Source organism: Cellulomonas sp. NS3 (assembly GCF_024757985.1).
Lineage (GTDB): Bacteria > Actinomycetota > Actinomycetes > Actinomycetales > Cellulomonadaceae > Cellulomonas_A.
Window position 1 is genome coordinate 2,384,698 of the sequence record NZ_CP103289.1, and the last position, 11,889, is coordinate 2,396,586.

At 74.3% G+C, this 11,889-nt stretch carries 13 protein-coding genes; 12 read left to right on the forward strand and 1 reads right to left on the reverse strand.

Annotated features, from left to right (window positions below):
* The first annotated feature begins 56 nt into the window (after positions 1–56).
* The 8 genes from NXY84_RS10870 to NXY84_RS10905 all read left to right on the forward strand — a co-directional run bounded on the left by NXY84_RS10870 (position 57) and on the right by NXY84_RS10905 (position 5,949).
* The gene (locus NXY84_RS10870; RefSeq protein WP_258727078.1) at positions 57–710 is read left to right on the forward strand and encodes an MBL fold metallo-hydrolase; all 654 of its coding nucleotides are present in this window, start codon (positions 57–59) and stop codon (positions 708–710) included.
* A 73-nt stretch (positions 711–783) separates the two neighbouring features.
* Positions 784–990: a hypothetical protein gene (locus NXY84_RS10875; protein WP_258727079.1), complete on the forward strand. Its 207-nt coding sequence runs from the start codon at positions 784–786 to the stop codon at positions 988–990.
* Positions 987–1,499: a GNAT family N-acetyltransferase gene (locus NXY84_RS10880; protein ID WP_258727080.1), complete on the forward strand. Its 513-nt coding sequence runs from the start codon at positions 987–989 to the stop codon at positions 1,497–1,499. The genes NXY84_RS10875 and NXY84_RS10880 overlap by 4 nt, the downstream gene beginning before the upstream one ends.
* Positions 1,500–1,773: 274 nt before the next feature.
* Positions 1,774–2,235, forward strand: coding sequence for an SRPBCC family protein (locus NXY84_RS10885; RefSeq protein WP_258727081.1), 462 nt, complete (start codon positions 1,774–1,776; stop codon positions 2,233–2,235).
* Positions 2,232–2,582, forward strand: coding sequence for an ArsR/SmtB family transcription factor (locus NXY84_RS10890; protein ID WP_258727082.1), 351 nt, complete (start codon positions 2,232–2,234; stop codon positions 2,580–2,582). The genes NXY84_RS10885 and NXY84_RS10890 overlap by 4 nt, the downstream gene beginning before the upstream one ends.
* A 265-nt stretch (positions 2,583–2,847) precedes the next feature.
* Positions 2,848–3,294, forward strand: coding sequence for an SRPBCC family protein (locus NXY84_RS10895; RefSeq protein WP_258727083.1), 447 nt, complete (start codon positions 2,848–2,850; stop codon positions 3,292–3,294).
* 1,124 nt (positions 3,295–4,418) lie between these two features.
* A complete protein-coding gene (locus tag NXY84_RS10900; protein ID WP_258723136.1) occupies positions 4,419–4,589 on the forward strand; it encodes a hypothetical protein in 171 nt (56 codons plus the stop codon).
* Positions 4,590–4,785: 196 nt separating this feature from the next.
* On the forward strand, positions 4,786–5,949 hold the full coding sequence (locus NXY84_RS10905) for a tyrosine-type recombinase/integrase (RefSeq protein WP_258723137.1): 1,164 nt from the start codon (positions 4,786–4,788) through the stop codon (positions 5,947–5,949).
* Positions 5,950–6,044: 95 nt separating this feature from the next.
* Here NXY84_RS10905 and NXY84_RS10910 read toward each other — a convergent pair whose 3' ends face one another.
* Positions 6,045–6,896 carry a hypothetical protein gene (locus NXY84_RS10910; RefSeq protein WP_258723138.1) on the reverse strand — a complete coding sequence of 284 codons (852 nt, stop codon included), beginning with the start codon at positions 6,894–6,896 and terminating at the stop codon, positions 6,045–6,047.
* A 318-nt stretch (positions 6,897–7,214) separates the two neighbouring features.
* On the opposite strand from NXY84_RS10910, the gene NXY84_RS10915 reads away from it, so the two are divergent.
* From NXY84_RS10915 to NXY84_RS10930, 4 genes are all read left to right on the forward strand, one after another.
* The gene (locus NXY84_RS10915) at positions 7,215–8,321 is read left to right on the forward strand and encodes a carboxylate-amine ligase (RefSeq protein WP_258723139.1); all 1,107 of its coding nucleotides are present in this window, start codon (positions 7,215–7,217) and stop codon (positions 8,319–8,321) included.
* Positions 8,322–8,331: 10 nt separating this feature from the next.
* A complete protein-coding gene (locus NXY84_RS10920; protein WP_258723140.1) occupies positions 8,332–10,482 on the forward strand; it encodes an ABC transporter ATP-binding protein in 2,151 nt (716 codons plus the stop codon).
* Between the two features lie 108 nt (positions 10,483–10,590).
* Positions 10,591–11,190 carry a hypothetical protein gene (locus NXY84_RS10925; RefSeq protein WP_258723141.1) on the forward strand — a complete coding sequence of 200 codons (600 nt, stop codon included), beginning with the start codon at positions 10,591–10,593 and terminating at the stop codon, positions 11,188–11,190.
* Positions 11,191–11,442: 252 nt separating this feature from the next.
* Positions 11,443–11,787 carry an RNA polymerase-binding protein RbpA gene (locus NXY84_RS10930; RefSeq protein WP_034626998.1) on the forward strand — a complete coding sequence of 115 codons (345 nt, stop codon included), beginning with the start codon at positions 11,443–11,445 and terminating at the stop codon, positions 11,785–11,787.
* Positions 11,788–11,889 lie beyond the last annotated feature (102 nt).

Consider the following 11,889-nt stretch of genomic DNA (forward strand, 5'->3'; position numbering starts at 1 on the left):
CTCCCCGGGGCGTCCTCGCCTGGCGGGTGCGACCCGTGGGACGACATGCTGGGCCCATGACGACCGAGCTCAGCTTCTGGGGCCATGCCTGCATCCGTCTCGACCGGGAGGGTCGGCGCCTCGTCGTCGACCCGGGGTCGTTCAGCTCGCCCGACGCCCTCGCCGGTGCGCACGCGGTGCTCGTGACGCACGAGCACGCCGACCACGTCGTGCCCGACCAGCTGCGTGCGGTGCTCGAGGCCCAGCCCGAGCTCGAGGTGTGGGCGCCGGCGTCGGTCGCGGACCAGCTCGCCGGGGTGACCGGCGGTGCGGAGCGCGTGCACGCGGTGGTCCCGGGGGACCGGGTCACGGCCGGGGGGTTCGACGTCGTCGTGGTCGGCGGGAGCCACGCCGTGATCCATCCCGACGTGCCGGGGATCGCGAACGTCGGCTACCTGGTCGACGGCTCGGTGCTGCACCCGGGCGACGCGTTCGACGTCCCGGAGGGCGCGCACGGCGTCGACGTGCTGTGCCTGCCGGTGGCGGCGCCATGGCTCAAGGTCGGCGAGGCGATCGAGTTCGCCCGGGCGATCGGCGCGCGCACTCTCGTCCCCATCCACGACGCGCACCTGAGCGGGGCCGGGAACGCGCTGGTCGACCGGCTGGTGTCCGGCCTGGCGCCGGGGGAGTACCGGCGCCTGTCGATGGGCGACAGGCTCCCGCTCGGCTGACCCGGCGGTGCGCCGCGCTGCCCGCCGAGCGCACCGCCACTACCGTGGACGGACCCGACCGAAGGAGCGCCCTGTGACCATCCCCGTGCCCGAGAACCCCGACGTCGCGCAGCCCGCCACCGTCCCGGGGGCGTCCGAGGAGGTCGAGCTCCTCGAGGTCGACGAGACGGTCCCGCCGCGCCCGGAGGAGGAGATCGCCGACGTCGCCCGCTCCCTGCCCGACCCAGACGGGCACGGAGGCACTCCCGAGGCCGAGGTCACCGCACGCGAGCTGCCGTGACGGCAACGGTCACGCGGCTCGACGAGGACGACTGGGAACGGCTGGCGGAGGTCCGGCTGCGCGCGCTGCGCAGCGACCCGGAGGCGTTCGCGTCCTCGCTCGCGCGCGAGGAGCTGTTCCGGGAGCAGCACTGGCGGATGCGGCTGCGGTCGAGCCCCTGGTGGGTGGCAACCGTGGAGGGTGGCCCGCCGGTCGGGCTGGCCTGCCTGATCGAGGAGCCCGGGTCGCCCGGCACCGACCGCCACCTGGTCGCGCTGTGGGTCGACCCCGCGGTGAGGAACCGCGGCGTCGGCACGGCGCTGCTGGCCGCGGCGGAGGGTGCGGCGCTCGACGTGGGGGCGGAGACGCTGTCGCTGTGGGTACGGGAGGACAACGCGGCCGCCCTGCGCCTGTACGACGCGCTGGGCTTCGCGCCCACGGGGGAGCGGCACCCGGTACCCGGCCGCGAGGGGCTCGTCGAGCTCCGGTACGCGCGCGCGCTGACGCCGGAGAGCACGGCGACCGCCTGACGCGCCCCGTCGGACGGCCGGACCCGCGCGGGTCCGGGCACGCGTCGTGGTGTGGGCGCCTCGGCCTCGTGCGCTGGCTCTGCCGGCGTGCCGTGGGGTGAGGGCGCCGTCGGTCGTGCGGGGCCGCGCCCGCCCGGTCGGCGGTCGGGGTGCTCCCGAGGCTGTGCTCCGAGATGGCGGCTGCGGTCGGCGCCGGCCGTCGCGCAACTGATGGTTGCGCAGTGCGCCGGAGGGGCGTAGCGTCATGCGCAACCAAACGTTGCGGGAGGATGCCATGGAGCTAGGAACGATCGAACGGGAGATCTACGTCGACGCGTCGCCCGAGGTCGTGTTCGACGTCGTGAGCAGCCCGGAGCACCTCACGGGCTGGTGGCCCGACGAGGCGCGCTATGCGCAGGTGCCCGGCGCACCGGGGGAGATCGTCTTCGGCGACCCGGCCGACGGCGGGGTGGTGGTGGCGTTCACCGTCGTCGACTCGCGGCCGCCGCGCACGTTCTCCTTCCGCTGGACGCACCCTGCGGGGGAGGTCGCCGCCCCGGGGAACTCGCTGCTCGTCACGTTCGAGCTGACCTCGTCGGGCAGGGGCACGCTCCTGCGGATGACCGAGACCGGCTTCCGCGAGCTCGGCTGGGAGGCGGCCGTCCTCGAGCAGCAGTACCGGGAGCACGTGACCGGCTGGGACTTCTTCCTCCCACGGATCGCTCCCTACGTCGCGACGCTCGAGGTGCGGCCGTGAGCGCCGCCATGGTCGAGGTGGTCGACGACGAGCTCTGGTCCGCCGTCGGTGACCCGACGCGGCGCCGCATGCTCGACCTGCTGCTCGCCGACGGTGGGGGAACCGCCACCACGCTCAGCCAGCACCTGCCCGTGACCCGTCAGGCCGTCGCCAAGCACCTCGGCGTGCTCGACCGGGTCGGGCTCGTCACGGCGGCACCCGCCGGCCGCGAGAGGCGCTACCAGGTCGACGAGGCGCAGCTCGCGCGGGCGGTCGCCCAGCTCACCTCGGTGGGCACGACCTGGGACGCCCGCCTGCAGCGCATCAAGCGCCTCGCCGAGGCGATCGAGCGCGCCCAGCAGGGCTGAGCCGGGGGCAAGCGGGACCGACGCCCCTGCGGGCGGACCGATGTGTGGGCGGCGGCCGGTGCGTGGAGCGCCCCGGTGGGGGAGGGCGACGCACTCGGGCGGGCTGCGCGACTCCGGTACGGCCGGCGCGCGGTCCGAGCGGTAACCGCCGACCACCCAAGACTTCACGCCCGCAGGACCGGGCGCACGCAGAAGGGGGCGTACGGGTCGCGCACACGAAGAACCGAGCACACACGAAGGATCGAGCACACGAAGGAGAGACGAGATGGTGGACATCCTGCACAGGGTCGGGGCCGTGACCCCGACGACCGCCGCGGTGTACGACGCGCTCACGAGGGTCGACGCGCTCGCGGCCTGGTGGACCGAGGACACGCAGGGGAGCGGTGACGCGATCGGTGACACCCTCGCGTTCCGGTTCCCCGCCGGCGGCTTCGACATGGAGGTGGTCGACCTGGTGCCGTCGGAGCGCGTCGTGTGGCGCGTGGTCGACGGACCCGAGGAGTGGGTCGGGACGACCGTCGAGTGGGACCTCCGTCAGGAGGGCGAGCACGCGATCGTCCTGTTCGCGCACCGCGGCTGGCGCGAGCCGGTGGAGTTCATGCACCACTGCAGCACCAAGTGGGCGTCGTTCCTCCTGAGCCTGAAGGCGCTCGTGGAGACCGGCGCGGGTGCTCCGGCACCGCGGGACGTGCGCATCGACAACTGGAACTGAGCGGACGCGTCGAGGGTCGGCAAGGGGAAGCGGACTCCAAGGGCTCCGCCCTCCACGCGGAAATGTCATAATGTGCATTATCGGCGTTACGTCGACGGTGACGGGCACAGGCGATCGGGGTGCCAGGACGTGGTTCCCGAGCTCCTGACGACGCACGACTGCGAGCTGCACCGCCACGACACGCAGCCTGCCGGGCGCGCACGCACGAGCGCATGTGCAGACGCCGGCGCCGACCGCAGACCGCGGCCGACGTCGGTGCCGGCGTGCAGCACGGCGCCGGCGGCGTCGATGTGCCCGGCGACGCCGACGTGGCTCAGCGCGTCGGCGTCGCTGACGGCACGGCGGTGCGACTCGGACCGTCCACGACGAGCCCGAGCTGATCGTCCGGTCGCCGAGCCGCCCCGAACCGAACCAGATCGCGACCCGTCCGGCGGGATGACGCGCAAGCGCCCCGAACGCCTCGGCGCTCGCGGTCGTGACGCGAGTGCTGCTGCTGCGGACGCTCCGCCGTCGAGTCCGGCTTGCGGCTTGCTCGCTCAGGGTGCCCCTGGCTCTCCCCGGTGCTGCCGCCGCTGAATACGGAGATAACGGACATTATCTACGTATTGCTTTCGCTAGACGCATCCTTGACTCTAGTCGCCCGAGACGTGCACCGGTAGGTTGCTCCCCTGACTCCGCGCCGAGCATGACGGTCGAGAGAGTGCACGGCACGGTCTTCTCGTCGCTCTCCCGGCTCCGCGCCGTCCCGGTCGAGCGTCGACGCCGGCGCGCGCACTCCCCCGTTCCCCATGTTGGTCAGGTCGTCGGCCAGGCGATGCGCGCGGACGAGAGCTGGAGGGGGTTCGTGTGGAACCCCGGCACCGAGGTGATGACGGATCTCGGGCGCTTCGCGAGGACGGGAGTCGTGGGCTGCGGACATCAACGACGCCGGGAACGTCGTCGGGACGTCGTCGGTCGAGCCGGCTCCGCCGGTTTCCTGTGGTCGGCACGCACGGGTCGCATGACCGCGGTGCCCGGGATGGCGTGGGGACCGGCATCAACGAGCGCGGCGACGTGGCTGGCTGGCAGGTGACCGAGACCGGTACGAGGCGGCCGCCGTGTGGCCGCGGTCCCTCGGGTCGGTCGTGCGCCTTCCGGCCCTCGACGCCGGGCAGCCGCCGGACATCGGCCCGGGCGGGTGGTCGTCCCCCGGGGACATCTCTGACGAGGTCGCGGTCGCCGGGCGGGCGTACGGGTACCGGGACGACGGGAGCTTTCTCGAGACGCCCGTGATGTGGGCGCCGCGCCGGTCCTGAGCGTCGCGCACCGCCGACGCAGCACGGGCGAGGGCGGACGCGGGCAGCTCGCCTGGGCCCGAGCGGGGCTCCCGGCGTCGGTGTGGGGCGCTGGTCCTGCTCGACCGCTCCCCCGCCTGCGTTCCTGCGGCCCGCGCTCCGAGGTCCGACGTTCGCGTGGCCGGGTGATGTGGGTGGTGCACGGCAGACTGCCCGCATGGGCGGCCTGAGCTTCGCGGACGAGGTCGACGTCAGCCCCGACTCGCCGCTGCTTCCCGTGTTCGTCGAGTGGGTCACCGTGCTGACCGGCGAGAAGTCCCGGGCCACGGTCCGCGCGTACGTCGCCGACGTCCAGCTCGTCGCACGCCTGCTGACGGAGATCCTCGGGCGCGAGGTCCCGCCGTCCCTGGACGGCACCGCCTCGCAGCGGGTGCCGGCGGGTGTGAGCCCGACGACCTATCACGAGACGGTCCGGCTCGTGTCCGTGCTGACGCTCGGCGACCTCCACCCGCGTCACCTCGCGGAGGCGTTCGCCGCGTTCGGGTCGCGGGCCCCGGACCGGCGCCGCGTCGTGCGGCCCGGGATCGACCCCGAGCCTCGGCGGGCGGCGACCCGCCGGCGTGCCGCGGCCGCGTGGACGGCCTTGTGCGAGCACGCACGTGCCCATGGCCTCCTGGCCGCGAACCCGATGAAGGACCCCCGGATCAGCAAGGGCCCGAAGCCCACCTACTCCCCCACGCCGTTCGAGCTCCACGAGGCCGAGCGTCTGCTGCGGACCGTCGCCACGCCCGACGTCGCCCGGACGTCGCGACGCCCGTGGCCCGCCCGCGACCTCGCGCTCGCGTCCGTCCTCCTGACGTCGGGGATCCGGCTCTCGGAGGCCTGTGCCGTCACGGTCGGCGACGTGCGCGACCTGACCGGGTCACCCCACCTGCACGTGCTCGGCAAGGGCAACAAGCACCGCACCGTCCCGCTCGCCCGGGCGACGGTCGGGACCGTCGAGGCCTACCTCGCGCAGCGCGAGGACACCCTCGCCCGACCGGGGGCCTCCGAGGCGCTCTTCGTGCAGCGCGACGGACGCCCGTTCACGCCACGCGCGATGCAGCACCTCGTCTACCGCTGGTACGCGCGCGCCGGGATCACACCCCGCGGCGAGTCGTGCGTGCACGCGCTGCGGCACACGTTCGCGACGCAGCTCGTCAACAGTTCGGCGTCGATCGTCGAGGTGATGGAGCTGCTCGGGCACGAGAGCCTCGACACCACGAAGAGGTACCTGCAGTCGGTCGGGCACGGCCTGCGCGACGCGGTCGAGGCGAACCCCGGCGCGCACCTGGTGCACGAGGTCACGCGTCCCGACCCGGTCGTCGACGCGCGGCGCTGACGCAGGCAGCACGGTGCCGGGCAGGACAGTGCCGGGCACCGCCGCGGGCGTCCCCGGAGCGCGACCGGTCCGGGGACGCGCACCGCGCGCACGCGTCAGGCGCGGGCGTCCTCGAGGCGGCCCAGCGCGCGGACGTCCCGGACGCTGACCTCGGCGACGCGGGGGTCCTCGGCGGCGAGGGCGGCGCGGACGGTCTGGAACGACAGCCGCAGGCCCCGGGCACTGATCGCGAGCCCGGCCGGGGCGATGACGCCGGTGCGGCGGTCCTTGCCCGGGTGGATCCGGATCCACAGCGCTGCCGGGTCGGAGCCGCTGAGCCGGCGCACGACGTCGCTCCGGGCGGCGAGCCACACCTCGAGCGAGCGGCGGGCGGGGTCCGGCAGCGGGACGGTCCCGCCGCGCAGGGTCACGACGTCGTGGCGCGGCCCCAGGTCCTCGACACGCAGCCGGGCCAGGTCGTTCTCGCCGGCACCGGTGGCGGCCAGCAGGTGCACGTGCGCGGAGAACCGAGCCCACACGGCGGCGGGGACTCCCCAGGGGCTTCCCGACGACGCCATCGACAGCAGGTACCGGCCCGCGCGCGGGTCGTGGACCGCTGCTGCGGTGTCCGGCCTGCTCAGGGCGTCCCCGACGTCGGCGAGCCCGGGCACGAGGTGGTGGTCCCGGACGAACTCGGTGAGCGCCCGCGCGGCGCTCGCGCGCGCCCGGACGCCGGCGACGGACGCGGGTCGTCCGTCCTCGGGCGTCTCCCGGGCGGCGAGCCACGCAACGAGGGCCTCGGGCTGCAGCGCGTCCAGGGCCTGGGCGCGCCCGGCCTCCTCCGCGTGCTCGCACAGGTCGCGCAGGGCCCACCGCCGCTGACGCTGCGTCGACGCGGACGCCTCGAGCCCGGCCAGGTACCGGTCGGTCACGTCGTGGACGGTCAGGGTGCGACCCGCGCTGCTCATGGCACAGGTGTACCGGTTCTCACCCACACCGCGTGGACGGGGCCTCGTCCGGTTCTGAGTTTCGATAACGGAAACATGCCCCTCGCCTCCCTTTCCTTGCTGACGCGCGCAGCGCGCGCGCCGGGCTGGCCGAACGGCGCCACGAGGAGGGATGACAAGGCGTGTTTCCGTTATCGTACCCGCGGTGTGTATCCCCTGTCGTATCGGCACGGACGGTCCTCGACTCGAGGCCGGAGGACTCGCCACCGCCTTGGGCGGTCCTCCCCGTCCGGGCCCCCTGCACAGGACATCCCCGCCGCTCACCCCCACACTGTGCGCATGCGCAGCATCGGAATCGAGGAAGAGTTCCTGCTCGTCTCCCCCGACGGGACCCCACGGGCGGTCGCCGCCGCCGTCCTGCAGCACGCGTCCGCGCGCATGCCCGAGCCCGCCCCGGACTCCACACCCGGCGGCGAGCTCGAGAAGGAGTTCACGCAGGAGCAGGTCGAGACCTCCACGCACCCGTGCACCGAGCTCGACGCCCTGCTGACCGAGGTCCGGTCAGGCCGCGCCCGGGCCGACGCGTCCGCCCAGCACGCGGGCGCCCGCGTCGCCGCTCTCGGGACCGCACCCCAGCGCGTCGCGGCCACGGTCATCGCGAACCACCGGGCGCGGCAGATCCGGACGGAGTTCGGGCAGGTCGCGCGCGACCAGCTCACCTGCGGGTGCCACGTCCACGTCGAGGTGCGGGACGACGACGAGGGTGTCGTCATCCTCGACCACCTGCGCCGCTGGGCGCCGGTGCTCCTCGCCCTCAGCGCGAACAGCCCCTACTACCAGGGCGAGGACACGAGCTACGCGAGCTTCCGGTCCCAGGTGTGGGGACGGTGGCCGACGGCCGGCCCGACCGCGCCCTTCGGCGACGTCGGGACGTACCGCGCCGTGGTCCGCGACCTGCTGGCGAGCGGGACCATCCTGGACGACGGGATGATCTACTTCGACGCCCGGCTGTCCGCGCGCTACCCCACCGTCGAGGTGCGCGTGCCGGACGTGTGCCTCGACCCGGCCGACGCGGTGCTGCAGGGGGCCCTCGTGCGCGCGCTCGCCGACACGGCCGTCGCCCAGGCGGACGGGCCACCCGTGCTCGAGCAGCCGCGGACCGAGGTCCTGCGCGTCGCCGCGTGGCGTGCGGCACGCTCCGGCCTGAGCGGCGGTCTCGTCGACCCCCTGCACGGCACCACCGTTCCCGCCGCCGACGTGGTCGCCGGGCTGCTCGCGCACGTGCGGCCGGCGCTCGAGGCCTGCGGCGACCTCGAGTGGGTCACGAGCCACCTCAAGGAGGTGCTCGCGCGCGGGAACGGCGCGATCCGGCAGCGCCGGTGGCGCGAGGAAGGCGCGGACGACTCGGCGCTCGTCGCACGCGCGGTCGAGGCGACGCTTGCCTGAGACTGGTCCCATGACCCCCGAGCCGGACGGCATCCCCGGCACCTCGCACCCCGCCGCGCCGTCGGGGACGGACCCCGCACGGACCGCGCCCCCGACGGCCGCGCCCACCACGTCCGCCCGTGCCGGCGACGCCGGCCTGCTGCGCCGCATCGGTGCCCTCCTCGCCCCGCACCGCGGTGCCCTGCTGCTGGTCGCGCTCTCGATCGTCGTCGCGTCCGTGCTCGGGATCGTCACGCCGTTCCTCACGCAGCGCGTGTTCGACGACGCGCTGTTCCCGGTGGACGGCTCCGGCGTCGACCTGCCCCTGCTCACGTGGCTCGTCGCCGCGATGATCGTCATCCCGCTGCTCAGCGCCGCGATCGGCGTGGGCCAGACCTACCTGACGACCAAGATCGGCAACCTCGCGATGGCCGACCTGCGCGGCCGGCTGTTCGAGCACCTCGAGCGGATGGAGCTCGCGTTCTTCACCGCGACGAAGACCGGCTCCATCCAGTCGCGCCTCGCGAACGACGTGGGCGGCGTCCGCTCCGTGCTGACCACGACGGCGTCGTCGATCCTCTCGAACACCGTCACCGTGCTCGCCTCGCTCGTCGCGATGCTCCTGCTGAGCTGGCAGCTCACGGTCGTCGCCGTCGCGCTCATGCCGGTGTTCATCGTGCTGCAGCGCCGCGTCGGCGCCCGTCGGCAGGTCATCGCGCGCCAGACGCAGGAGTCGCTCTCGGACATGACGGCGATCACCGAGGAGGCGCTGAGCGTCTCCGGGGTGCTGCTGACGAAGGTGTTCAACCGCTCGGACACCGAGATCGCGCGGTACCGGGCGGAGAACGACCGGCAGGTCACCCTCCAGGTGCGGCAGGCGATGGCCGGGCAGGGCTTCTTCGGCGTCGTCACCGCCTTCATGGCGATCACCCCCGCGCTCGTGTACCTCGTCGCGGGCTACATGATCGACGGACGCGCGGGGACGGCGACGCTGACCGCCGGCACGCTCGTGGCGTTCTCGACGCTGCAGGCCCGCCTGCTCATGCCCGTCATCTCCCTCATGCGCGTCGCGCTCGACGTGCAGACGTCGCTCGCCCTGTTCCGGCGGATCTTCGAGTACCTCGACCTGACGCCCGCGATCACGGACCGCCCTGGTGCCGTGCACCTCGACCCGCAGGGGACCCGGGGTCGGGTCGAGCTCGACCACGTGTGGTTCCGGTACCCGCCCCCGCCCCGGCTGACGCAGCCGCCTCCGGCACCAGGAGGTCGCGGCGGCGGCTCCGGCATGCGTGGGGCGATGGCCGGTCTCGCTGCACCGTCCGGCGGCGGGCACCCCGGCGGCGGCGGGCCGGTGCGCCTGCCCCGTGACGAGCCGGCTGCGGCCACGGGCGACGCGCTCGCCGGGTCGCGGCGGCGCGCCTGGGCCGTGCGCGACGTCTCGCTCGTGGTCGAGCCCGGACAGCTCGCGGCGTTCGTCGGCCCGTCCGGGGCGGGCAAGACGACCCTCAGCTACCTGGTCCCGCGGCTGTACGAGGTCGACCGGGGCGCCGTGCGCGTCGACGGCCACGACGTCCGGGACCTGACGCTGTCGAGCCTCGCGGACACCGTCGGCATGGTCACGCAGGACCCGTACCTGTTCCACGCGACGATCGCGGACAACCTCCGCTACGCCCGCCCCGACGCGACCGACGACGAGCTCGTCGAGGCGTGCCGGGCCGCGAACATCCACGACCGGATCGAGGCGTTCGAGCACGGCTACCGGACGCTCGTGGGTGAGCGCGGCTACCGGCTGTCCGGCGGGGAGAAGCAGCGCATCGCGATCGCGCGCGTCCTGCTCAAGGACCCCCGCATCCTCATCCTCGACGAGGCGACGTCCGCGCTCGACACCGCGTCCGAGCGGCTCGTGCAGGGTGCGCTCGCCCGGGCGGTGCGGCAGCGCACGACCCTCGCGATCGCGCACCGGCTCTCGACGATCCGCGACGCGGACGTCATCTTCGTCGTCGACGACGGCCGCGTGGTCGAGCGCGGCTCGCACGAGGAGCTCGTGACCGCTCCGGACGGGCTCTACGCACGTCTGTACGCCGAGCAGTTCGGGGGCGGGCGGGTCGAGGCCCGGTTCTCCGACGGGGTGATGTTCACCGACGGTGTCGTCCTCGCCCAGCCGGCGCCGCCGCACGCCTGACCGTCGGCGCCCGCCGCGCGCCACCCACAGGCCCGGCACGTGTCGCCTCGACCGCCGCCCGCGCCGGTGGGCCGCGACCCCGGCGCCCCGGTCCGCGACCGTCACGCCATGAGCTCCGACGACGACCAGCTGCTCCCCCGCCCGCGCCCCCACCGGGAGACCCTCCCGCCGGACGAGCCCCTTCCCCACTCCCCCGAGAACGCACGGGCCGGCCACCGCGCTCCCCCGCCACCCGGCCCGCACGCGACACCCGCGGTGCCGCCGGATCCCTGGGACGCCCTCCGCCTCCCGGAGCACGGTGCGCCCGACGCGGTCGGCCGCACCCTCGAGAGCGTCGACGAGGCTCTCGCGCTCCTGCTCGGCCTCGTCGGCCGCGACCGCTCGGGACCGCCGGCCCTGTGGTTCGTCGTGCTCGACGCGGACGACCGGGTGCTCCCCGTCGTCCTGCCGATCCCCGAGGTGCCGCTCGTCGCCGACCCCGTCGTGGCGTCGAACCTCCTGCACGTCCTCGCCTCCGTCCTCGAGCACGACGCTCCCGGAGGCTCGCTGCTCGTGGCGTACGTCCGACGCGGCGGCGGGGACCGCGGCGCGTTCGAGGGCGGGTGGTCGCGTGTGCTGCAGGCGGAGGCCGGGCGGGTCGGCGTGCGGATCCGGGCCGAGGCGGCCCTCGGACAGGACCGCGCCCGGGTCCTCGACCCACGCTGGTGACCCGCATCACGCGCGAGCGGGTCGCCCGCGAGGGGCCCCGACCGACCCCGACCGGCCGGTAAGCGAGACGTCCGTCACACCCCCGTGGCACCCCGAGCAGGGTTTCGTCCGGGTATGCCCGGCTCTGCATCTGCGCTGCTCCTGGCCCCGCGCGCGTTCACGAGACCTTCACGGCAGACTGGAACACCCAGGGTCCCTCCATCGTTGAGCCCGGTGGAAGATCTCGTAAGGCAACAGCACGGAGGTCCACAGATGTCGAACCGGTCACTGCGCGGTATGCGCATCGGTTCTCACAGCATGGAGACCGAGGACGGCGTCGAGTTCGCCCCTCGCCTCCAGGCGCACTACGACTGTCCCAACGGTCACACCATCATCCTCCCGTTCTCCGTCGAGGCCGACGTCCCGCTCGTCTGGGAGTGCCGCTGCGGTGAGGAGGCGCTCCTGCGCGACGCGTCGCGTCCGGAGCCGAAGGCCGGCAAGCCGCCGCGCACCCACTGGGACATGCTGCTCGAGCGACGGACGGTCAAGGAGCTCGAGGAGCTCCTCGACGAGCGTCTCGGACTGCTCCGGGCGGGCAAGCTGCGCCGCAGCGCGTGACGCCGTGACGGCGTCCGCACCGCGATGAGGTGAGGATCAACGAAGGGCGGGTACCGGCTGATGCCGGTACCCGCCCTTCGTCGTGCAGCCCCCGCGTTCGTC